General features: G+C 56.1%; 23 protein-coding genes and 1 pseudogene. 14 read left to right on the top strand and 10 right to left on the bottom strand.

Annotated features, from left to right (window positions below; all coding sequences use genetic code 11):
* Nucleotides 1-83: 83 nt before the first annotated feature.
* Genes RUA4292_RS03335 through RUA4292_RS03385 form a run of 11 tightly spaced genes read left to right on the top strand, consistent with a single transcriptional unit; the run spans nucleotide 84 to nucleotide 8,782 of the window.
* A complete protein-coding gene (locus RUA4292_RS03335) occupies nucleotides 84-1,607 on the top strand; it encodes a sugar ABC transporter ATP-binding protein (protein ID WP_058276293.1) in 1,524 nt (507 codons plus the stop codon).
* The gene (locus RUA4292_RS03340) at nucleotides 1,604-2,605 is read left to right on the top strand and encodes an ABC transporter permease (protein WP_058276294.1); all 1,002 of its coding nucleotides are present in this window, start codon (nucleotides 1,604-1,606) and stop codon (nucleotides 2,603-2,605) included. The genes RUA4292_RS03335 and RUA4292_RS03340 overlap by 4 nt, the downstream gene beginning before the upstream one ends.
* A gap of 1 nt (nucleotide 2,606) precedes the next feature.
* Nucleotides 2,607-3,395 carry an SDR family NAD(P)-dependent oxidoreductase gene (locus RUA4292_RS03345; RefSeq protein WP_058276295.1) on the top strand — a complete coding sequence of 263 codons (789 nt, stop codon included), beginning with the start codon at nucleotides 2,607-2,609 and terminating at the stop codon, nucleotides 3,393-3,395.
* A 22-nt stretch (nucleotides 3,396-3,417) separates the two neighbouring features.
* Nucleotides 3,418-3,912, top strand: coding sequence for a lactoylglutathione lyase family protein (locus RUA4292_RS03350; RefSeq protein WP_058276296.1), 495 nt, complete (start codon nucleotides 3,418-3,420; stop codon nucleotides 3,910-3,912).
* Nucleotides 3,905-4,936: a C-terminal binding protein gene (locus tag RUA4292_RS03355; RefSeq protein WP_058276297.1), complete on the top strand. Its 1,032-nt coding sequence runs from the start codon at nucleotides 3,905-3,907 to the stop codon at nucleotides 4,934-4,936. The genes RUA4292_RS03350 and RUA4292_RS03355 overlap by 8 nt, the downstream gene beginning before the upstream one ends.
* 12 nt (nucleotides 4,937-4,948) lie before the next feature.
* Complete coding sequence (locus tag RUA4292_RS03360; protein WP_050606106.1) at nucleotides 4,949-5,638, top strand: RraA family protein; 690 nt, start codon at nucleotides 4,949-4,951, stop codon at nucleotides 5,636-5,638.
* Nucleotides 5,619-6,539, top strand: a complete 921-nt coding sequence (locus tag RUA4292_RS03365) for a 2-dehydro-3-deoxygalactonokinase (RefSeq protein WP_050606107.1) — start codon at nucleotides 5,619-5,621, stop codon at nucleotides 6,537-6,539. Before RUA4292_RS03360 ends, RUA4292_RS03365 begins: the two co-directional genes overlap by 20 nt.
* Nucleotides 6,536-7,162 (top strand): 2-dehydro-3-deoxy-6-phosphogalactonate aldolase, encoded by a 627-nt coding sequence (locus RUA4292_RS03370; protein WP_058276298.1) that lies wholly within the window; start codon nucleotides 6,536-6,538, stop codon nucleotides 7,160-7,162. Before RUA4292_RS03365 ends, RUA4292_RS03370 begins: the two co-directional genes overlap by 4 nt.
* Complete coding sequence (locus RUA4292_RS03375; protein ID WP_058276299.1) at nucleotides 7,159-7,860, top strand: SDR family NAD(P)-dependent oxidoreductase; 702 nt, start codon at nucleotides 7,159-7,161, stop codon at nucleotides 7,858-7,860. The genes RUA4292_RS03370 and RUA4292_RS03375 overlap by 4 nt, the downstream gene beginning before the upstream one ends.
* A 9-nt stretch (nucleotides 7,861-7,869) precedes the next feature.
* Nucleotides 7,870-8,388: a 2,4'-dihydroxyacetophenone dioxygenase family protein gene (locus tag RUA4292_RS03380; RefSeq protein ID WP_050606110.1), complete on the top strand. Its 519-nt coding sequence runs from the start codon at nucleotides 7,870-7,872 to the stop codon at nucleotides 8,386-8,388.
* Nucleotides 8,369-8,782 carry a methylglyoxal synthase gene (locus tag RUA4292_RS03385; RefSeq protein ID WP_058276300.1) on the top strand — a complete coding sequence of 138 codons (414 nt, stop codon included), beginning with the start codon at nucleotides 8,369-8,371 and terminating at the stop codon, nucleotides 8,780-8,782. Before RUA4292_RS03380 ends, RUA4292_RS03385 begins: the two co-directional genes overlap by 20 nt.
* A gap of 24 nt (nucleotides 8,783-8,806) precedes the next feature.
* On the opposite strand, the gene RUA4292_RS03390 is transcribed toward RUA4292_RS03385, so the two are convergent.
* The 10 genes from RUA4292_RS03390 to RUA4292_RS03435 form a co-directional block, all read right to left on the bottom strand.
* A complete protein-coding gene (locus tag RUA4292_RS03390; protein ID WP_058276301.1) occupies nucleotides 8,807-9,952 on the bottom strand; it encodes an alpha-hydroxy acid oxidase in 1,146 nt (381 codons plus the stop codon).
* A 47-nt stretch (nucleotides 9,953-9,999) separates the two neighbouring features.
* Complete coding sequence (locus tag RUA4292_RS03395; protein WP_058276302.1) at nucleotides 10,000-11,283, bottom strand: TRAP transporter large permease; 1,284 nt, start codon at nucleotides 11,281-11,283, stop codon at nucleotides 10,000-10,002.
* Nucleotides 11,284-11,293: 10 nt separating this feature from the next.
* Nucleotides 11,294-11,779 (bottom strand): TRAP transporter small permease, encoded by a 486-nt coding sequence (locus tag RUA4292_RS03400; RefSeq protein ID WP_058276303.1) that lies wholly within the window; start codon nucleotides 11,777-11,779, stop codon nucleotides 11,294-11,296.
* 78 nt (nucleotides 11,780-11,857) lie between these two features.
* Nucleotides 11,858-12,529, bottom strand: coding sequence for a DctP family TRAP transporter solute-binding subunit (locus RUA4292_RS03405; protein ID WP_233493327.1), 672 nt, complete (start codon nucleotides 12,527-12,529; stop codon nucleotides 11,858-11,860).
* A 141-nt stretch (nucleotides 12,530-12,670) separates the two neighbouring features.
* Nucleotides 12,671-13,066 carry a DUF4149 domain-containing protein gene (locus tag RUA4292_RS03410; protein ID WP_199519980.1) on the bottom strand — a complete coding sequence of 132 codons (396 nt, stop codon included), beginning with the start codon at nucleotides 13,064-13,066 and terminating at the stop codon, nucleotides 12,671-12,673.
* The gene (gene ubiG, locus RUA4292_RS03415; protein ID WP_058276305.1) at nucleotides 13,066-13,782 is read right to left on the bottom strand and encodes a bifunctional 2-polyprenyl-6-hydroxyphenol methylase/3-demethylubiquinol 3-O-methyltransferase UbiG; all 717 of its coding nucleotides are present in this window, start codon (nucleotides 13,780-13,782) and stop codon (nucleotides 13,066-13,068) included. Before ubiG ends, RUA4292_RS03410 begins: the two co-directional genes overlap by 1 nt.
* Nucleotides 13,769-14,548: an isoprenylcysteine carboxylmethyltransferase family protein gene (locus RUA4292_RS03420; protein WP_306346057.1), complete on the bottom strand. Its 780-nt coding sequence runs from the start codon at nucleotides 14,546-14,548 to the stop codon at nucleotides 13,769-13,771. The genes ubiG and RUA4292_RS03420 overlap by 14 nt, the downstream gene beginning before the upstream one ends.
* Before the next feature lie 53 nt (nucleotides 14,549-14,601).
* Nucleotides 14,602-15,057: a thiol-disulfide oxidoreductase DCC family protein gene (locus tag RUA4292_RS03425; RefSeq protein WP_082636975.1), complete on the bottom strand. Its 456-nt coding sequence runs from the start codon at nucleotides 15,055-15,057 to the stop codon at nucleotides 14,602-14,604.
* Complete coding sequence (locus RUA4292_RS03430) at nucleotides 15,044-15,595, bottom strand: response regulator (RefSeq protein ID WP_058276307.1); 552 nt, start codon at nucleotides 15,593-15,595, stop codon at nucleotides 15,044-15,046. Before RUA4292_RS03430 ends, RUA4292_RS03425 begins: the two co-directional genes overlap by 14 nt.
* A gap of 21 nt (nucleotides 15,596-15,616) precedes the next feature.
* Nucleotides 15,617-16,087: a Dps family protein gene (locus RUA4292_RS03435; protein WP_058276328.1), complete on the bottom strand. Its 471-nt coding sequence runs from the start codon at nucleotides 16,085-16,087 to the stop codon at nucleotides 15,617-15,619.
* A 321-nt stretch (nucleotides 16,088-16,408) separates the two neighbouring features.
* On the opposite strand from RUA4292_RS03435, the pseudogene RUA4292_RS03445 reads away from it, so the two are divergent.
* The 3 genes and pseudogenes from RUA4292_RS03445 to RUA4292_RS03460 all read left to right on the top strand — a co-directional run bounded on the left by RUA4292_RS03445 (nucleotide 16,409) and on the right by RUA4292_RS03460 (nucleotide 20,499).
* Nucleotides 16,409-17,116: pseudogene (locus tag RUA4292_RS03445) on the top strand (IS6 family transposase).
* A gap of 602 nt (nucleotides 17,117-17,718) precedes the next feature.
* The gene (locus RUA4292_RS03450; RefSeq protein ID WP_058276309.1) at nucleotides 17,719-19,227 is read left to right on the top strand and encodes a type I restriction-modification system subunit M; all 1,509 of its coding nucleotides are present in this window, start codon (nucleotides 17,719-17,721) and stop codon (nucleotides 19,225-19,227) included.
* 145 nt (nucleotides 19,228-19,372) lie between these two features.
* Nucleotides 19,373-20,499, top strand: a protein-coding gene (locus RUA4292_RS03460) for an IS3 family transposase (protein WP_145974784.1) whose coding sequence is annotated in 2 segments (ribosomal slippage) — nucleotides 19,373-19,637 and nucleotides 19,637-20,499 — 1,128 coding nt in all. Because the reading frame shifts where the segments join, the coding sequence is not laid out codon by codon here.
* Nucleotides 20,500-20,533 lie beyond the last annotated feature (34 nt).

Here is a 20,533-nt window from a genome sequence, read left to right on the forward strand (position 1 = left end):
CCATCTCCCCGCATCCCGGTGGCGCGCGTGCGTGCTGCCGGGTTGCAAACCAGCCGAATTTCATTTTTGTCGAGGCAATCGCAATGACACCCGCAACGCCCCTTTGGGAGTTTGTCGATATTACCAAGGCCTATCCCGGTGTCTTGGCGAACGACAAGGTCTGCATCCGGCTTATGCCCGGTTCCATTCATGGGCTGCTGGGCGAAAACGGCTGTGGCAAGTCCACGATGATCAAAACCTTGTCCGGCGTACAGCAACCAGATAGCGGCCAAATCCTGTACAATGGAAAGTCTGTCACAATCAGCGACCCGCAGGCGGCGCGCGATTTGGGCATCGCGACAGTTTTTCAGGAATTCTCGATCGTGCCGACCTTATCGGTTGGCGAAAACATCTTCCTTGGCAATATGCCTCGGTCTCGCTTTGGTGTGATCGATTGGGCCAGGGTCTACGATGAAGCCGCCCGAGTGTTGGCGGAAATGGATGTCAATGTTTCACCCGAAACTATCACCGGTACGCTGTCGGTAGGCGAGCAACAGTTGGTCGAGATCGCGAAAGCCATCGCGATGGATGCCCGCATGATCATCCTTGATGAGCCAACTGCGGCATTGGGCGAAGATGAGATTGAGCGCCTGCACCAGCTTTTGCGAAATATGCGCGAACGCGGCACCGCCATCCTCTATGTTTCTCACAGGCTGGATGAGGTTGAGCGGATCGTCGATGAAGTGACGATCTTACGCAACGGATGCGTTGTGCGCGCAAGTGGTGAGACCAAGATCAACGTCTCTGAGATTGTCAGCGCCATGGTTGGTGAGGACATTGGTGAGCATTATCCCAAAGAGCAGAACGCCACCGATGGTATTGTGCTGGAGGCGTCCGGTCTGGCCACAAAATCAGGTGTGAAAGATGTTTCGTTTTCACTGTGCCGGGGCGAGGTTTTGGGCTTGGGCGGCGTCCTGGGCAGTGGCCGCACAGAAATTGCGCGCGCGCTGTTCGGGACCGACGAATTGATTGCCGGGCAAGTAACGCTGAACGGCAAACCGGTTCACTTCCGCCGGGAAATCGATGCGATCCGTGCTGGATTGGCCCTCGTTCCGGAAAACCGCAAGTTTGACGGGTTGTTCTTCAACTTTCGCGCAAGCGGGAACGTCACTGCAGCGTCTTTAGGCGAGCTAAGCCGGTTCGGAATCTTGAACCTTAAGGTGGAAGATCAAGCCACCCATGATCTGATCCGCGATCTGGAAATCTCGACCCAGGCCGAAGAAAAAACGGTCAATTTCCTGTCTGGTGGCAATCAGCAGAAGATCGTGATCGCGCGCTGGCTGTTCTCTGCCTCGGACATCCTGATCCTCGATGAGCCGACACAGGGGATCGATATTGGCGCCAAGATCGCCGTCTACAAGCTGATCAACAGGCTCACCCGTGCGGGAAAATCGATCATCCTGATCAGTTCGGACCATGACGAGTTGCTGGCGATGAGTGACCGGATTGCCGTTGTACAACATGGCACAATCGCGCGCACGGTCGATGCATCTGAGCTTACTCATGACGATCTAGTGCGCGCTTCCGCCGACATTCCCCATTCCAAGCCTGAGGAGGCTTTCGCATGAAGCGGATCTTTGACACTCAATTGATTGGGCCATTTGCAGCCATGGTGATCGTCGCCCTGATTGTCGCCCTTACGACAGAGCGCTTTCTGAACCCAGGCAACCTGTCGAACCTGTCCTTGCAGGTGAGCATTGTGGCGTTGATCGCAATTGGATCTACCATCGTGATTTTCGCGGCGGGCATTGATCTGAGTTCAGGGTCGATGGTGGCCTTGCTAACCATGATCCTTGCGCAGTTGTTGAAATTCATCGGTATTCCGCTGGTTTTGGCGCTGCCACTCATTCTCTTTTTTGGCGGGTTGCTCGGTCTTTTTATCGGATTGATAACCGCCTACGGGCGCATCCCGTCGTTCATCACCACACTGGCGGCATTGATTGCCTTTCGAGGCCTTGCGCTGACCTTCAACAACGGCTCGCCGATCTTTTCGCTGGATCCAGCGTTGGAGCCGATCTTTTACGGTAAGCTGTTCGGCGTTCCGTTGCCGTTCTTCTACCTCGTGTTCTTCTATGCCCTTGCCGCGTTCACGATGAACTTCACAAAACTCGGCCGAGAGATCTATGCCGTGGGTGGCAACCCAGCCGCTGCCGTTCTGACGGGCATCAACGTCCGTAAGGTTCAGACCACGACATTTGTCATCGCGGGTTTCATGACGGCTGTCGGGGCCATCCTGATGTCAGCACGCCTCAACTCGGGTTCGCCCAACTATGGCCAGACGCTGGAACTGCAGGCCATTGCTGCTGCTGTAGTTGGGGGCGCCAGTCTTGCAGGCGGGCGTGGCAACATCCTCGCCACACTGATGGGAGCGATGACGATCGTTATTGTCCAGAATGGCCTTAACCTGAACGCGGCGCCGTCGTCCGTTCAGAACATCGTGCTGGGCCTGATCATCCTGTTGGCCGTTGGCATAGACATGTGGCGCGCGGAAATCTCGGCCCTCATGGGGCGTATATTCGGCCGCTCGTCGTCACAGCAATCATCAAGCATTAAAAAGGAAGCCTGAGATGGATCTGGGACTTAAAGATAAGCAGGTTCTGGTGACCGGTTCAGGTTCCGGCATCGGCAAAGCCACTGCCCGGGTCTATCTGGAAGAAGGCGCGCGGGTCATCGTGCATGGCCTGACCGAGGCGGAAGTGTCCGCCTGCGTCGATGACCTGTCATCTCTGGGCGAGGTTGAAGGCATTGCGGCCGACCTAACAAAAACCGCTGATGCGGATACTCTGGCGGATTTCGCGCAAGCGCGCGGTACAGTTGATGTGCTGGTCAACAATGTCGGCATCTTTTCGGTCAAACCGTTTGAGGATCTGACCGATGACGACTGGATGCATTACTTCAACATCAACGTCCTGTCCGCCGTTCGGATGAGCCGGATTTTCCTGCCCGAGATGCTACGCCGGGGGGAAGGGTCCATCATCAATATGGCCAGTGAAGCAGCGGTCAAACCACTGCCTCAGATGGTGCACTATTCTGTCACCAAAACTGCCATGTTAGGTCTGACACGTGGCATGGCAGAGCTCACAAAAGGTACGAAAGTCCGGGTTAACTCGATCCTGCCAGGTCCAACCTGGACAGAAGGTGTCGAGGTCTATTTTGACGGCCTCGCCGATCAAAAGGGTGAGCCGCTCGACACGATCGTGGACAATTACTTCAAATCAGATGAACCCACATCGCTCATACAGCGCTTTGTCCAACCAGACGAGGTCGCCCGCATGATCGTCACGATCTCGGCCAGCTCAGCCTCCAACGGTTCTGCGCACCGGATCGAAGGCGGCATCGTTCGTAACATTCTCTAACTGCTAACAAAAGGAGCCTCCCATGGCTGCTCTTACTTTCTCACATATCGGCATCACGGTTCCGGACCTGGAAAAAGCCGTGGAGTTTTATTCCCAAGCATTTGGTCTCTATGTGCTGATGGAACCAACCGAAATCCTGCATGACGAAAGCGCCATTGGTCAGATGTGCGACGATGTGTTTGGGGAAGGTTGGGGAAGCTTCCGCATCGCTCATTTGTCGATGGGAGATGGTGTCGGCATCGAGTTATTCGAATTCCCGAGAACCGTCGAAGAGGAACGTCCGTTTGAATACTGGCGGCGCGGTTTGTTCCATTTCTGCGTGCAGGACGAGGATCTGGAAGGTCGCATCAAGGTCATCGAAGATTTGGGTGGCCGCCAGCGCATGCAACAGGTGCGTAAATATTACCCAGGCGAAAAGCCCTATCGCATGGTCTATATGGAGGACCCGTTTGGCAACATCTTCGAGCTTTACAGTCACTCGTATGAATTGACCTATTCGGCGGGTGCCTATGACTGATCGCGCCAACTTTCCCCCCAGAACGGACAGGCCCAAGGTCGTGATAACCGACTACGATTTTGGCGACGTCGCCGTTGAAACGGAAATCCTGGAAGCCGCGGGTGCCGAAGTGATCGCGCTTCAAGCCAAGCGTCAGGAAGACCTGTTCGATGTCGCGCCGCATTGCGCTGCGATGATGAATCAATATGCCCGGATCGGGAAGGAAACGATCACGCGGATGCGCAACTGCGAGGTCATCGCACGATATGGCGTCGGCGTGGATATCGTGGATGTTGGCACGGCCACGGAACAAGGCATCCTCGTCACTAACGTGCAAAACTATTGTACCGAGGAAGTTGCCGATCACGCGATTGCCCTTTGGCTGACCCTGGCTCGCAAGTTGCCCGACTATGATCGGGCAACTCATGCAGGGGTCTGGCAGTGGCAAAGCGGACAGCCGGTCTACCGGTTACGTGGGAGGACGATGGGTGTCGTCTCGCTGGGGAAAATCGGGCAAGCCATCGTAGCTCGGGCGCAATCTTTCGGAGTTGCGGTCATCGCTTATGATCCGTATTTGCCAAGAGAAGCTGCCGCGAAGCTTGGGGTCGAGCTGGTGAGCAAGCCCGAATTGCTGGCTAGGTCCGACTATATTCTGATGCAGGCTCCGATGACGCCGAACACGCATCACTTTCTGTCTGATGCCGAATTTTCTGTCATGAAACCCGGTGCGATACTCGTGAACACTGGACGCGGTCCAACGGTCGACAACAAGGCGCTGTTCCGGGCGCTGACCGAAGGCCATCTGGCTGCTGCAGGGCTCGACGACCCCGAAGAAGAGCCGGCCAAGCGCGCCAACTGGACGCCTGATAACAACCCGCTGTTCACACTGCCCAACGTCCTCGTAACGCCACATGCCGCCTACTATTCCGAGGAATCCATACACGCAGCACGGGTCACCGCGGCCACTCAGGTGGCCAAGGTCCTGACAGGACAAAAACCCGACTACACAGTCAATGCCGACGCATTGGCCGTATCTACCGCATAACAGGAGACAAGAATGCCAGACGTCAGCACGGACCTTAGGGTTTTCAATGATTTTGAAAGAAACCCGGAACTTCTCAAAAAATTCGACAAGGTGTTGGAGGCGTACTCTGCCGCTGCCATTTTTGCGGATGTGCAGTACCGAACAGGTGTGATGGACAGCGCCATCAAGCCTGCTTTCCGCGCCAAGGTGACAGGCCAGGCCGTGACGGTTCAGCTTTCAAAAGGCGATCTGGTCGACCCTTTGAGAGCGCTTGAAATGGGACAACCCGGGGACGTGATCGTCGTGGACGCGGGTGGTGATCGCCAAACTTCGGTCTGTGGCGGCCTCATGGGTGGCCTGGCTAAGAACCGTGGCATCCGCGGCATGATCGTTGATGGCACCGGGCGCGACACAGATGAGCTGGAAGACATCAACTGGCCAATCTGGACGCGCGCGATCACGCCACGTGGTACGCACACGATGTTCTCAGAACGTAAAGAAGAGCTTTCGATCAATGTGCCAATCGCCTGTGGGGGCGTCGTCATAAACCCCGGAGATTTCATTGTAGCTGATCTCATGGGCGTCGTTGTGGTTCCACAGGAAATCGCCGAAGAAACCGTGCGCCTTGCTCAAGAGCAAGCTGACCGAGAGGAGGAAACCCGTAAATGGGTGGCCCAAGGCAAAACCGTCGAGGATCTGCTGAATGAATTCGGTCGCATCTGAGCCCGCGCTGATCGGCGTAGATTGGGGCACTTCATCGTTCCGTGCATTTCTCATTGGTGCAGAAGGCGAAGTGATCGATGGAGTCTCGTCGCCTGAAGGCATAATGCAGGTTGCAGGACAAACGTTTGAGTCGGTTCTTGATCGTCTCATCGGCCCTTGGGTCACTAAAGAAAACCTGCCGATCCTGGCATCTGGCATGATCACCAGCCGCAATGGCTGGGTAGAAACGCAGTATGCCGAAATGCCGCTGGGTGCTGGCGGTCTTGCGCGGGCGTTAGTCCCCCACGAAGCGGCCAACGGAGCGCGAATTCATTTTGTGACAGGTGCTTCGACAGAACATGCTGGAGGACCCGACGTAATGCGCGGCGAGGAGACCCAGATCATTGGGGCATCTTCGCTCGGTTTGAGCGAAGGTATGTTCGTGATGCCGGGAACGCACAGCAAATGGGTTCAGGTTGCGGATGGGAAGATCGTGGACTTTTCGACCTACATGACAGGTGAGATCTTTTCGGCGCTGAAAGAACACACGATCCTTGGAACCTTGATGAAGGAGGACGCCTTCAGCGAAGACGCATTCGTGATGGGCGTCAAGGCCGGCCTCAGTGGTGAGTCGAACCTGCTGCACAGCCTGTTTCATGTTCGGACGCTTCCTCTCATGGGCAAAATCCCAAAAGTTGCTACGGCCGACTACTTGTCGGGCTTGTTGATCGGGACCGAGGTTGCGGCCGCGACCGGCGAATTAAAAGACGTCGGCACGATCACTGTTGTTGGACGGAGCGATTTGTCCGACCGATACGAAATAGCGCTTCGAACTGCAGGTTTCGACAGCCGTCGCGCGCCAGATGATATCGTTGCGAAAGGGCATTTTCTGATTGCTCGCGCTGCGGGGTTGGTCGGATGATTGACCTCACCGCAGCTCTTGCTGAGAACCCGCTGATTGCGATTTTGCGGGGGCTGGCACCAGAAAATGCGCGCCCGGTGTCTGATGTGCTCTTCGATGCCGGGTTTCGGATTATTGAAGTGCCGCTCAACTCACCGGACCCGCTGGAATCGATTGCGCAGATCGTTGCGAAACATGGCGTTCAAGCCATAGTCGGCGCTGGCACAGTGTTGACTACGGATCAGGTCGGGGCGGTCGCAGATGCAGGTGGGCGGATCATCGTGTCGCCTAATATGAACCCGGACGTCGGGCGCGCGGCTGTCGCACGGGGTCTGTATTGGTGTCCGGGTGTCATGACCCCCTCCGAGGCCTTTACGGCATTGGATATCGGAGCTTCGGTGCTCAAATTCTTTCCGGCGGAAATGGTGCCCCCCGCTGCCATAGCGGCTATGCGCGCCGTATTGCCTGCAGACGCAGTCGTCGCTGCGGTAGGTGGCATAACGCCGGATACGATGGCGTCGTATCATGCTGCGGGTGCAGATGGATATGGGCTGGGCTCCGCACTGTTCAAACCGAGCTATACATTGGATGATATCGACAGGCGCGCGCGCGCCTTCACCAGCGTATTGGAGGAACTTGGATGAAACAGGCCCTTGTTACGGGCGGTACACGAGGGATCGGTGCGGGTGTCGCGCGATCGCTGGCCGAGGCAGGCTGGTCCGTCATCGCTGCATCTGCGTCACAATCCGAGTTGGATGCGTTCGTGCCCCAGGACGGGATCAAGGTACAGACCCTGGATGTGACTGATCAGGTCTCTGTCGATACAGTGTTTAGCGATCTTACGCGTCTTGATGCTTTGGTGAACTGCGCAGGTATTCTTATGCGTGAAGAAGAATACAACATCGACGTATTTGCCAAGGTGCTTGATGTGAACCTGACCGGTACAATGCGCTGCTGCCTCGCCGCGCATCCGTTGCTGACGGAAACAGGTGGGGCCATCGTCAATACCGCCTCCATGCTCAGCACCTTTGGTGGGCCTTTGGTTCCAGCCTATTCCGCTTCCAAGGGCGGCGTTGCACAATTGACCAAGGCGCTTGCAGGTCGCTGGGCCGAACACGGCGTCCGGGTCAATGCCATCGCGCCGGGGTGGATCGAAACAGAGATGACCGAAGGCCTTCGGGAAGACCCGGCGCGAACGGCAGGGATCATGGCCCGCACGCCGATGAAACGTTGGGGTAAGCCAGAAGAGGTCGGCGCGCTTGTGCAATGGCTTTTGAGTGAAAACGCCAGCTTTGTTACCGGATCGATCTATCCGGTCGATGGTGGCTATCTCGCTATGTGAGGAATACCAATGAATGACGATGACACCGCCCGAATGCCTTATCAATTGCCGTTCCCCAAGGATGCGCAAGAAGAGATCGTAATCCCGAACGCGATGAGCGAAGACGACAGGCTATGGGTTCCGCAGGCCGAAAACGTGTGGTTCCGGCCGCTCTGTCTGAACCGCTCGCAAGGCTATTGGATGAATCTTCTCAAAGTGCGCAAAGCTGGTGTTCTTTCGCGGCACCGCCATCCGCAACCTGTCCACGGCTTCGTCTTGAAAGGACGTTGGCATTATCTGGAACATGATTGGGTGGCGGAAGAAGGGGGTTATGTCTTTGAGCCGCCGGGCGAGACACATACTTTGGTCGTCCCGGACGATGTCGAAGAGATGGTCACATATTTTCAGGTCAATGGCGTGATGTGCTATGTTGATCCGTGGGGCAAGGTCACTGGCTACGAAGATGTCTTTACCAAGATTGATCTGTGCCGAAAACATTTCGCGGAAGTTGGACTTGGAGAAGACTACGTTGAACAATTCATCCGGTGACGCGTCGCGTTTCGCGCTAGTAGCTCATGATGCGCGAAAGGACGAAATCGTTGAATGGGTGGGTTTACAACAGTCCCGCCTGTCCGGCGTGCAGATCTTTTCGACAGGAACAACCGGCGGCCGAATAATAGAGGCCTTTCCAGAGCTGAATGTGACTTGCCTGAAAAGTGGACCGCTCGGGGGTGATCAACAGATCGGCGCTATGATCTGTGAAGAGAAACTGGATGCGCTGATTTTCTTTGTCGACCCTCTGTCACCCATGCCGCACGATGTTGATGTTAAGGCTCTGACTCGTCTAGCGACGGTCTATAACCTTCCGATGGCGTGTTCGCGTTCAACCGCTGATTTGATCGTAAATGGACTGCTTGACGAAGATGCGAGCACGCGAGCGTGATACGCAGCGTGCAGGCATGGTTGATCAGCCAGTCCTGAGAAGATGCTCGGACAAGCTATCGAGTTTTTCAGAACCCAGCTGACTCATATTGGCCTCAATGTCTGCTTTCAGGATGTGAACGAGATGTTCGACCCCTCGCGCTCCAAACGCTGCGACAGCATATTGAAAGGCGCGTCCGACCATGACGAAATCTGCACCTTTCGCCAGGGCGCGCATTATGTCCAACCCCCAGGCAATGCCGGAATCGTAGATAAGTGGCATGTCTGTACCGACCGCTTCGCGAATACCCGGCAATTGATCAATCACGGCGGGCCCGGCTTCGAATTGCCGCCCAGAGTGGTTGGATACCCAAATGCAGTCCACGCCCTCGGTTACCATTTTTTGAGCATCTTCAGGCCGCAGGACACCCTTGACGATCAAATTGCCTTCCCACTCCTGTCGTAACTCGCGCAGGTACTCCCAATCCGGAATCCCACGGATCAAGGCGCCCGCGTGGGTAAAGCTTTCGCGCCCGCGTGTGGGGACATAATCGTCAAAGAACCGCATGCGTGGCATGACGCCTTCGCGCAGATGCGCAAGGCACCACGCGGGACGTGAAGCCATTTCTAACAGAGTGTGTAGGTCAGCTTTTGGAGGCACGGTCAGGTTGGCGCGGCGTTGTCGTTCGCGCCGGCTCTCCTCTGGTACGTCCACTGTGATAATCAGCGTGTGAAACCCTGCTGCCTTGATCCGCGGCAGCATTGCGCGGCGCAACTCGCCAGAGTTCACCGGGTAATGTTGAAACCACCCGTTGTTGCCAATGTGGGGCGCCACATCTTCCGGCGACGCTACCGCAACGCTGGACAACGAAAACGGAATGTTGTGCGCGACCGCCGCCTTTGCAAGCATCCGCTCTGCACCTGCCCACATCAGGCCGGACATGCCCACAGGTGCTACTCCGAAAGGCAGATCATATGTTTTACCCATCAGTGTAGTCTGCAGATCGGCCTTTGTTCGGCCGCATAGAACACGCGGCATGAACCTGATGGAATCAAGTGCGTCACGGTTCACCTTCAACCCTAGTTCCCGGCCTGTTGCGCTGTCGAGATACTCGAAGGCAAACTTCGGGATGCGCTTTTGCGCAGTTTTCCGAAGATCTTCTATCGACGGGTGGGATAGATCCAGATCCATCAGGGTCCTCTGGTTTCGTTGTCTAACGTTTGAAGCGCCTCAGCCGGTCACCAAAGGGACGGTAAGGCCAAAGAAATTGCGGGCACATAGGTGATGAACATCAGCAGGATCAGCATGCCGGCAAAGAATGGCAGGATCGCCCGGCTGAGGCTTTCGATGGAGACCTTCGAAATACTGCTGGCCACGAACAGGTTTACACCCAATGGCGGTGTACAGAATCCGATGGCCAGATTGACCGTCAAAATGACACCAAAGACGATCGGATCGACACCCAGTGCAGTTGCTACCGGCAGCAGAATCGGTGTCATGATGATGATCGACGAAATCGTCTCCATGAACATGCCGATCACCAACAAAAGCAGGTTGATCAACAACAGGATGATGATCGGATTGTCGGACAGGCTGGTGATTGTTGTGGCGAGTTCCGTCGGGATTCTTGCAAGCGTGATCAGTCTGCCAAAGGCAGTCGCCATGATCACCAATATCAGAATGGTTCCACTGGTCTTTGCACTGCCTGCTAAGACCTCTGGCAGGTCCCTGACGGTGATATCGCCATAGACAAAGATGCCGATGAAGGCGGCGTAAACCACAGCGACGGCGCCTGCTTCGGTTGGGGTGAAGATGCCACTGTAGATGCCCCCAAGGATGATTACAGGCACCAGAAGTGCCCAGATCGAAGACCGGAAGCTCAGCCAGACACCCGGGCCTGAGAACGTGGTTGTCGATTGCTGAACAACCTCATCCTTTCGCAGCAGGACACGGGCGACCAACATGAACATAAGGGCAAAGAGGATGCCGGGAACAACACCCGCCAGGAACAGCTTTCCGATCGAAACCTCGGCAGTAACACCGTAGATGATAAAGGGGATACTTGGCGGGATCATCACGCCGATCATCCCTGAAGACGCCGTCAATGCGCCGCTGAATTTGCGCGTATAGCCAACCTTTTCCATCTCGGGGATCATGTTTGATCCGATGGCGGCGACAGTTGCAGGGGACGACCCGGATATGGCGGCAAAGAACACGCAGGCAAGCACGTTCACATAAGCCAGCCCGCCCCGGATATGACCTATCAGTGCATTGGCGAACCCAACCAGACGGCGCGACATTCCACCGTGCTGCATCAGGTCGCCTGCCAGAATGAATAGAGGAACAGCTATCAGGGGAAACGAGTCCGCGCCTGTCACCACTGATCGTGCCAGCAAAACCATGGGTGGCGTGCCGTCCACGAAGACCATTACGATCATGGTCGCAAGACCTAGGCAGATGCCAATTGGTACGCTGAAGAGCAGAAGGGCGAAAAGCGTCAGGAAAAGCGTTGTTGCAAGCATGCCGGGTTCCTCACGCTTTGGTCTCTGCGATCAGGTGCAGGGTTCGGATCAGATGTTGAGTAACGCGGATTGCGGACAGGCCTGCACCAACCGGCGCTGAGGCATACAGGATCGGGATTGGCAGCCCCAAAACAACTGAGGTCTGGCTGGCCACAAAGGGCTGCCGGATCAGCTTGATGCATTCAATTGTAAGAACGATCAGGAATCCAAGGACAAGAAGCGCGATCACAACATCCGCGTAAAGCCTTGCCCGCTCGCTCAGAACATCGCGCAGGACTGTAATGCGCACATGATCGCCGGTATGGAAGGCATAACTGACGCCAAGCCAGACGAACCAGACAAATAGCCAAAGCGTTAGCTCTTCTCCCCATGAAAGAGAGGCATTCATGATGTAGCGCATGAACACGTTGCCAAAGATCAACACGACAATCGCGGCTAGTAGCGCACTGGCTAGGACCTTTTCGGCATTCATATCGATCCATTTGATAACCGACATCGTTCACCTCCCCTTGAACGAAAGGGGCGCCCGAACCTGCTCGGCACGGGTGCCCGGATTGGCTGAGTAAACCGTGGGTCAGCTTCCGCCTGCTGAGGACACCGCCGCGACCCAAGCGTCGTAGGCTTCGGCGCCAACTTCGTCGCGATATTGCAGGCGAACGCTTTCGGTTTTGTCAGCGAAGGCCTGTCTCTGCTCTGCAGTCAGTTCCAGAACCTCGACACCTGCGGCACGGATCTGTTCCAGCTGCTCCGCATCTTCGCTGGCGACCAGTTCAGCCTGATAGTCACGTGCGGCAGCCATCGAGTCCCGGATTAGTTGCTGATGCTCCGCAGGCAGCGAGTCAAAGAATGGCTTGGAGACGACCGGCATGTAGACCGCGAAGACATGGCCCGTGGTCGAAAGGTATTTCTGCACCTCGTAGAAACGTTGTGAGGTAATAATCGCCAGCGGGTTTTCCTGCCCGTCGATCACGCCTTGCTGAAGGGCAGAGTAAACCTCGCCGAAGTTCATCGGCGTCGGGTTGGCGCCGAGTGTCTCGAATGTTGCCACATGCGCCGGAACCTTCATGGTGCGCAGCTTAACGCCCTTGAGGTCTTCGGGTGTTTCAACCGGGCGGACATTGTTAGTCACGTTGCGCACGCCCAATTCTAGCCAACCAAGACCGACGAGCCCCTGATTTTCGACCCGTCCGAGCATTCCGTCACCGGCCTCACCATCAAGAACATCAAAGGCGATGTCCTTGGACACGCTTCACCATTGACATCTTGAATTATCGCAAGGACGGGTCACCTTTCCTAAAACGGTTACGCATTCGACCCATTTATGACGGCGATGGGCATTTGATGTTTTTCGCAGGTGCACAGAACCCCGTTTGAGGCATTGCTCGGTCTAAGATCCAGCAATCCTTATGAGGACAAGGGCCGCCGCGCCGATATGCGCCAGAGTGATCAAGATCGATAGGGTGTGCAGGACCTTGAACCGTATCTTTGCGCCCTGATCGGTGGCGGCGTTGATCGCAGGCATGAGGACCTGCCGCGCAAGGATCGTCGTCACCGCGATGGCCACAAGGATCGCGCTTGAAACTGGATCAAACGCAAGTGCAACGGCCGCCGCAACTGCAGAACTGGTCAACACAAACAGATAAAAATGGGGAAACGCGCGCCGAATGAGCGGGCCTGCGACGTTGGCCGGGAGCGCCGTAAAGACAAAGGCTGCGAACCCAAAGGAATAGAGGACCATCCCCCCGAACAGGAGTGCCGTGACAAGAAGCGAAAGCTCGAACATCAGTGGTTCCTCGGTTTGCGGGCGATGCCCATGTAGATCACGCTACGCGTCGGAACGGGGCCAAAAACGAAATCTCCCCGGCGGTTGATACCTCGTGGGCCGAGCCCCTTGGTTGGTCCTGCCGCGAGCCCGGCGTTCTCCAGTGCAAGTGTCAGTTCACGCGGTTTGATGAAAAGCTCCGGGTCGTGCGTGCCCTTCGGAAGAAGCCGCAGGATGTTCTCGGCCAAGGTTATGGTACCGAAGCGCGACACGGGATTGCGGTTGATCGTGTCGAATAGGAAGGTGCCCTTGGGCTTGAGCACACGCGCGACCTCGGACAGCACCTTTGTCAGATCGCTGACATGCTCCAACACATCGACGCAGACCACTGCATCGTAGCTTTCGGGCTCATAAGGAAGCTCCTCTCCGACCCCGACATCGTACCGGATGGACTGGCCGATCGTTTCTGCGCGCGCCCGGGCTGCTTCGATGGCTTGCGATGCCGGATCGATCCCGGTGACGCGCGCGCCCTTGAAGGTCAGCGCCTCCGCCATGAACCCGCCAGCACAGCCTAGGTCGAGGACCCTGAGCCCTGCCCAGTCAATGTGCCGATCAAACCACGCGAGACGGCCAGGCACGAGGTTCTTGAGAGTTCGCACCCAACGGATGTCGTCGGACCACCACTTGGCCGCGACGTCGTCATAGATCCCGAGATTGTTCCGTTCAATGCTGGTCATGTTGGCGTCCCTTGTTCAACGCGGGAAAGGCATAAGGCACCTTGCGCTGATACGCGCGGAAGCGGTCCCCATACCGTAGTTCGAATCTGCGCTCTTTCAGTTTGGGCGCCGCAAGACAGTAGAGGCTGAGGGCCAGAGCCAGCGCCAGTTGATCCGGCGTCCAGACCGGCACCGTCCAAAGCGTCAGTGCAAAGGCGACGTAGATCGGTTGACGAACAAGGCGAAACAGGCCACCCGTCGGCATGTCCGGAAAGCGGGGCTTTATGTTCTGCAGAAGCGACATCCAACCATGCGCGCCGGACTGAACCTCGGCCCCTGCATCGAAGCTGGCCTTCATCAACAAAAGCCAAGCCAAGGCATATGCGCCGGTCATCGCATTCAGAGCCCAGCCCTCGGCTTGCCACCAAATGACTCCACTCGGCGTCCAAAGCGCAAAGAGCGCCAGCAGTTGTAGGGATGCGATGATGGCATAGGTCGTCGTGGCCAGCGTTCCGCCATGTGGTCCAGGCACGAGACGGGCCATCCATCGCGATCCACCTCGCGTGAGCAGCAGCGAATGCAACAGCGGGAACTGCAGGAGAAGCGCCGCGTTCGCTAAGGCGGCATGGGGCCATGGCACTGTTCCGAGGCTTCGGCTCATACCAAAAAACATCGCCAGTATCATCGCCAGCACAGCAGCCGCGAAGATCACGTGAACCATCGCGCCCATCAGCACGGCCAATGCGATTCTCGCGCGGCCGGGTGGCGGGCGCAATGCTCCGCGCATCAGTACCGCGAGGCGGGCCGCGTTCGTCGTGTCTAACGTTCCCATCCGCAGTTCTAACGCGAGTTTTCAGCGCGCGCCCCGAGGCGCGCGGCCAGCATCGACAACACAGGCCGCACAGGCAGGAATAACCGATAGGCGCCTTCGAGCGCCAAGGTTACACCGGGAATCTGGGCTATGCGCGCGGCCCAGCGCCACCTGGGCAGGGTGTTCCAGATCGCGACGAAGGCGCGGGCGCCGGAAAGCAGCCTGCCGTCAGAGAGACGAACGTGGAACCGCCGCATGGCAGCGTCCGCCGATAGGTCTGACCCGAGATCGGGAACTTTCTGGGACACATCGACGAAGTTTAAGTGATTGCCGCCCGTCTGAGACGCATAGTGGCCAATTTCGAAAGTGCACAGCGGGCAGGATCCGTCAAAGTAGACGGTGGGGCCGCCGCCTTCACTCTGTTTTGACGGCACGTCGCAAGCCGCTTGCAAGACGACAAGGTCGGTTTCGCTATGCTGCGTCATTTGCCATCCTTCGCCGTTTAAGTATCCGTTGCAGCGTGCGCCGGTGCATGTTCAGCAAGCGAGCGGCCTCCGAAACGTTGTCGCCCGCCTCATGGTAGACATGCTCGATATGCTCCCAGCGCGCCTCGTCTGGCGAAATTGGCTCCGCCGGGACCGGCGTGTCCTCGCCCGCCGGGGTCAGAAGCGTGTCGACGATTTCATCCGCGGTCGCCGGTTTCGCGATGTAATCAATTGCTCCATGCCTCACTGCCGCGACGGCCGTGGGTATGTTGCCATAACCGGTCAGCACGATTGTGCGGACATTCGGGTGCTGCTTCTCAAGAGCCTCAATGACTTCCAGTCCATTGCCGTCCAGAAGCCGAAGATCGACGATCGCGAAGTCTGGCAAGTCAGTTTCGATGGCTGCGAGACCTTCTTCGACGCTCGATGCAGTGCGCGGTGCGAAGCCCCGCCGCTGCATGGCCTTCGCAAGTCGATCCCGAAGTGCATCGTCATCTTCGACGATAAGCAATGTATGTCGTTTTTCGATTTCCAGCATATTTTACTAATCCTCAAAATATCAGCGCAAATGCGAACGAAGGAACCACGCGAACTTTTCGTGGACTTGGCCACGCGCAATGCAGAGGTCTTCGGTCAGTGTGTCGCCATGAGTGGCTGCCAGTGCTCCACAGCTCTTTAGCGACGACGCCAGGGTCTCTTCGGCCTTCAAGAGCGCGCTTAGCATCTGGTGCGCGTTTTCATTGCCTGTACCCTCTTCGATCGTCGATCGCTCGCGCATGCGGCGAAGGTTGCCGTCGGCGTATCCGTCCAACGCCTTGATGCGCTCTGCAAGATCGTCCTGGGCCTGAAAGTGATCTTCGTAGATTTCCTGGAACAAGTGATGCAACGGCGCAAAGTGCATACCAGTCACATTCCAGTGAAAGTTCTGCGCCAGCATCGTCGCCAAGGCTGTTTCGGCAAGCGCATTATTGAGGGCGGCGCACGTATCGTTCTGCGTATCCATTTCGATCATTGTGGAATCAGTCTGCATGGTTGGCTCCATCTGTCGCGAGCAATCGTCGGATAGTTGTTGTCTTGGAGGAAATACGCAGTAGATCGCAATTTGGTTTACGGCAGCGTCAATTCGCCACCCCGCAGTAGCATCCGCGAGCCATGCAATCCCATCTGGATGCACTGTTGGATGCTTGCCGCGTATTAAAGGATGTGTGCGCTGGCTTACCGCTGGACGCAAAGAGCCCCAATGAGGGACGCCCTAGATTCCAACTCCAAGTGCGACACCCGGTATACCCGGGATCGGCACTGTCAGAAGAAACTTATTGAGGCGGGCAGTGCGAGCACTTCGCGTCGCAGGATTACAAAACGCAGCCCATTTCGCTACTTCAAAACGAGCCCCGAGATCATCCGTCTGGCCGTCATGATGTATGTTCAGTTTCCGCTTTCGCTTCGCAATGTTGAAGATCTTTTGCACGAGCGCGGCATCGAGATCAGCCACTAAACTGTGCGTTATTGGTGGAACAGATTTGGCCCGATATTCGCGGCAGAGATCCGCAGAAACAGGGTCAATCGGATGCGATCTTATTCGAACTGGCAGTGGCATCTGGACGAGGTCTTCGTGAAGATCAATGGCGAGACGCACTACCTATGGCGGGCTGTGGATCACGAAGGCGAGGTGCTGGAAAGTTATGTGACCAAGCGCCGTGACCGCAAAGCTGCGTTGAAATTCCTCAGAAAATCAATGAAACGCTACGGTCAACCTGAATCTATCGTGACGGACAAACTGCGGTCTTATGGCGCGGCGATGAGAGTTGTCGGGAACGGTAGTCGGCAAGAGACTGGCCGCTGGCTGAACAATCGGGCCGAGAATTCCCATCTGCCATTTCGACGACGAGAACGTGCGATGCTCCGCTTCAGGCAAATGCGATGTTTGCAGAAGTTCGCCGCAGTTCATTCTTCCGTCCACAACCATTTCAATCAGGAACGTGCCCTCTACAGCAGAGACAATTTCAAGCTCAACCGCGCCGCTGCTCTCTCCGAGTGGCGTCAACTTTGTTCAGCATAAGTTCCGGCATTTAGGGGTAAACAGAGACTGGTTCGAAATGGTCTGACAGCACCGCCACTGGTTTCTTATAAAATCATATACTTAAGTCGTGTTGAACACTTGATGATTTCGAGTGATTGTGTCGTAATGCAACTTTGAGGCAACCACGCTGGGTGAAATGTGGTGTTTTTCACCCAATCTCCCAGATTCCGCTGGGCCGCAGCCGAATAATATTCTCGGTGCTTTTTAGCAGGTATCCGAAAACTCGGTAACATCCTCAATGACAAAACTCCTGAAGACTTGAAGCACATAAGGCGGCCACTTACGCGAGAGCGCAACCTCTGTGTGCGCCCCAAAAACCTTACTGTTATCAGGTTAACTAAAACTGTACTACGGAAGTCGCTCACCGACTGCTTCAACCTGCGCAATCCAATCAAAGCTGCACTACAGCGATTTGCCGTCTGCCGCTTGAAGCTTCAGGAGGTGATGTGACTAAAAAGGTGCGTAGCTGCCATTTGCAAACAGCCAATTGAATCCTTTCGAGAATTAACTCATGGTCGCGGCAAACCAACAATTTGAGTAGAGAGGCGCTGAGCTTTTGTTGCTCTGCGGCGCACCCGAGAATGAACCAAGTAACACAGTCCGAGATCAACAAGGCCGCATGGGGCGCATGTGATACCTTCCGTGGCGTAGTCGATCCGTCGATCTACAAGGACTATGTCCTGACTATGCTGTTCCTGAAATACGTCTCTGACGTGTGGAAGGACCACAAAGCGGGGTATGAGTCGCAGTACCCTGATAATCCCGATCTGGTTGCCGCCATGATGGAGCAGGAAAGCTTCAAGCTGCCCGAGGATGCGTCCTTTGATGCCATCTATGCTCGCCGTCATGAGGCAGGCAATGGCGAACGCATCGACAAGGCGCTGCATGCGGTTGAGGAAGTCAATGGCGACAAGCTGCGCGATGTATTCCAGGATATCAGCTTCAACTCCAACAAGCTGGGCGACGAAGAACAGAAGAACGACATCCTCCGACACCTGATGGAAGATTTCGCAAAGGAAGCCCTCGACCTGCGCCCCTCCCGTGTGGGCAACCTCGACATTATCGGTGGGGCCTACGAATACTTGATTTCACGCTTCGCTGCGACGGCTGGGAAAAAGGCCGGTGAATTCTACACCCCCGCCGAAGTGTCCGAACTCATGGCCCGTTTGGTTCATCCCCAACAGGGTGACGACATCTGTGACCCCACCTGTGGCTCGGCTTCCCTGCTGATGAAATGTGGCCGCCAAGTGCGCGAAGCCACCGGCACCAAGCAATACGCGCTCTATGGGCAAGAGGCTATCGGCTCCACATGGGCCTTGGCGAAAATGAACCTGTTTCTGCACGGCGAAACCAACCACCAGATCGAATGGGGCGACACCATCCGCAACCCCAAATTGCGCACCTCTGACGATATGCTGCGCCACTTTGATGTAGTGGTCGCCAACCCGCCGTTCAGCTTGGACAAATGGGGTGTAGAGGCCGCCGAGACTGATAAGTTCTCTCGCTTCCGACGTGGTATCCCGCCCAAGACCAAGGGCGACTACGCCTTTATTCTGCATATGATCGAAACCCTGAAACCCCGCACCGGTCGCATGGCTGTTGTAGTGCCTCATGGGGTTTTGTTCCGTGGCTCAAGCGAGGGTAAGATCAGACAGAAACTGATTGAGGAAAACCTGCTCGACGCCGTCATAGGCCTGCCGGAAAAGCTGTTCTTTGGCACCGGCATCCCCGCCGCGATCTTGATGTTCAACAAGAACAAAAGCGACGACACTGTTCTCTTTATCGATGCGTCGCGAGAGTTTGAGGCGGGCACCAATCAGAATGCGTTGACCGAAGATCACCTACGCAAGATCACCGATACCTTTGCAGCGCGTGAGGCCGTAGATAAGTACGCCTACGTCGCATCGGCCGATGAGATCGAAGAAAACGACTTCAACCTCAACATTCCCCGCTATGTGGACACATTTGAGGAAGAAGCGGAGATTGATCTGATGGCAGTTCGGGCCGAGCGTCAGGAACTGGCATCCGAGATGGCCGATCTGGAAACCCGCATGGCGGCATACCTGAAGGAGTTGGGTTATGGTGCCTGAGGAGTGGGAACAAACTCGATTAGATAAACATGCTGAATTTGTCACGAGTGGTTCACGGGGCTGGGCAGAGTACTACGCTGATGAAGGAGTGAGCCTCCCCATTTGAATGGGCCCACCGTTAAGATTAGGAAACGGAGGACCAAGAATGGCAAACAAGCGACCGAAGCCGGAAGAAATTGTCTCGAAGTTGCGGCAGGTTGAAGTTCTGATGGGGCAAGGGATGCCGCGTCTGGATGCGATCAGACAGATCGGCGTTGTGGAGCAAACCTATTACCGCTGGCGCAAGCAATATGGCGGAATGGGTGTAGACCAATTGAAGGAACTTAGGCGGCTTCAGAAGGAAAATGAGCGGCTCAGGCGTGCGGTATCAGACCTGACGCTCGACAAGCTTATCCTGACGGAAGCATCGAAGGGAAACTTCTAAGCCCCTCTCGTCGCCGTGCTTGCGTCGCTCATGTTCGCAGCCAGTTCAAAGTTTCCGAGCGCCGTGCATGCCGCGTACTGGGACAGCACCGATCCACGCAAAGGCGTATTCCACGGGGCCGACCCGATGAAGAACAGCTGGTGGCCGACATGATCGAGCTTGCCAGGCAGTATGGTCGGTATGGGTATCGCCGGGTTGCGGTGTTGCTGAGAGAGGCTGGATGGTCTGTCAGTGATGGGCGCATTGAACGGCTTTGGCGACGAGAGGGGCTGAAGGTGCCTGCAAAACAGCCCAAGAAGGGACGGCTTTGGCTAAACGATGGTTCATGTGTTCGACTCAGGCCGGAACATAGCAATCATGTCTGGAGCTATGACTTCGTGCATTGTCGCACCGATGATGGGAAACCTTTCCGGACGTTGAACATCATCGACGAGTTCAGCCGGGAGTGCTTGGCAATCAGGGTAAAGCGAAAACTAAACTCGGCGGATGTGATCGATGCTCTGACGGATTTGTTCATTCTGCGCGGCACACCGTCCTACATCCGTTCAGATAACGGTCCTGAGTTCGTTGCTCTGGCGGTTCGCGACTGGATTGCAGCTGTCGGAGCCAAAACGGCATACATCGAACCAGGCTCGCCTTGGGAGAACGGATTTTGTGAAAGCTTCAACGGTCGCATGAGGGACGAGCTGTTGAACGGGGAAATCTTCTACTCGCTCAGAGAAGCGCAGATCATCATCGAAGAATGGAGGAAGCACTACAACACCAAACGACCACACAGTGCACTGGGTTATCGCCCTCCGGCACCAGAAACCATCATCCCGATGGAACACAGGCCGATCATGCACTAACAATCACGTTGGACCCGTCAGATAGGGCTGCTCA

Origin of the sequence: Ruegeria atlantica, assembly GCF_001458195.1 — a bacterium.
Taxonomy (GTDB): Bacteria; Pseudomonadota; Alphaproteobacteria; order Rhodobacterales; family Rhodobacteraceae; genus Ruegeria; species Ruegeria atlantica.

What these genes read in the sequence shown, in the direction of transcription:
- RUA4292_RS03410 (WP_199519980.1), bottom strand. Translation starts at nt 13,066, where the DNA reads ATGTTCGAGCTTTCGCTTCTTGTCACGGCACTCCTGTTCGGGGGGATG.
- RUA4292_RS03450 (WP_058276309.1), top strand. Translation starts at nt 17,719, where the DNA reads ATGAACCAAGTAACACAGTCCGAGATCAACAAGGCCGCATGGGGCGCA.
- RUA4292_RS03350 (WP_058276296.1), top strand. Translation starts at nt 3,418, where the DNA reads ATGGCTGCTCTTACTTTCTCACATATCGGCATCACGGTTCCGGACCTG.
- RUA4292_RS03395 (WP_058276302.1), bottom strand. Translation starts at nt 11,283, where the DNA reads ATGCTTGCAACAACGCTTTTCCTGACGCTTTTCGCCCTTCTGCTCTTC.
- RUA4292_RS03370 (WP_058276298.1), top strand. Translation starts at nt 6,536, where the DNA reads ATGATTGACCTCACCGCAGCTCTTGCTGAGAACCCGCTGATTGCGATT.
- RUA4292_RS03340 (WP_058276294.1), top strand. Translation starts at nt 1,604, where the DNA reads ATGAAGCGGATCTTTGACACTCAATTGATTGGGCCATTTGCAGCCATG.
- ubiG (WP_058276305.1), bottom strand. Translation starts at nt 13,782, where the DNA reads ATGACCAGCATTGAACGGAACAATCTCGGGATCTATGACGACGTCGCG.
- RUA4292_RS03435 (WP_058276328.1), bottom strand. Translation starts at nt 16,087, where the DNA reads ATGCAGACTGATTCCACAATGATCGAAATGGATACGCAGAACGATACG.
- RUA4292_RS03400 (WP_058276303.1), bottom strand. Translation starts at nt 11,779, where the DNA reads ATGTCGGTTATCAAATGGATCGATATGAATGCCGAAAAGGTCCTAGCC.
- RUA4292_RS03365 (WP_050606107.1), top strand. Translation starts at nt 5,619, where the DNA reads ATGAATTCGGTCGCATCTGAGCCCGCGCTGATCGGCGTAGATTGGGGC.
- RUA4292_RS03335 (WP_058276293.1), top strand. Translation starts at nt 84, where the DNA reads ATGACACCCGCAACGCCCCTTTGGGAGTTTGTCGATATTACCAAGGCC.
- RUA4292_RS03360 (WP_050606106.1), top strand. Translation starts at nt 4,949, where the DNA reads ATGCCAGACGTCAGCACGGACCTTAGGGTTTTCAATGATTTTGAAAGA.
- RUA4292_RS03425 (WP_082636975.1), bottom strand. Translation starts at nt 15,057, where the DNA reads ATGACGCAGCATAGCGAAACCGACCTTGTCGTCTTGCAAGCGGCTTGC.
- RUA4292_RS03345 (WP_058276295.1), top strand. Translation starts at nt 2,607, where the DNA reads ATGGATCTGGGACTTAAAGATAAGCAGGTTCTGGTGACCGGTTCAGGT.
- RUA4292_RS03430 (WP_058276307.1), bottom strand. Translation starts at nt 15,595, where the DNA reads ATGCTGGAAATCGAAAAACGACATACATTGCTTATCGTCGAAGATGAC.
- RUA4292_RS03355 (WP_058276297.1), top strand. Translation starts at nt 3,905, where the DNA reads ATGACTGATCGCGCCAACTTTCCCCCCAGAACGGACAGGCCCAAGGTC.
- RUA4292_RS03420 (WP_306346057.1), bottom strand. Translation starts at nt 14,548, where the DNA reads ATGCGCGGAGCATTGCGCCCGCCACCCGGCCGCGCGAGAATCGCATTG.
- RUA4292_RS03380 (WP_050606110.1), top strand. Translation starts at nt 7,870, where the DNA reads ATGAATGACGATGACACCGCCCGAATGCCTTATCAATTGCCGTTCCCC.
- RUA4292_RS03390 (WP_058276301.1), bottom strand. Translation starts at nt 9,952, where the DNA reads ATGGATCTGGATCTATCCCACCCGTCGATAGAAGATCTTCGGAAAACT.
- RUA4292_RS03375 (WP_058276299.1), top strand. Translation starts at nt 7,159, where the DNA reads ATGAAACAGGCCCTTGTTACGGGCGGTACACGAGGGATCGGTGCGGGT.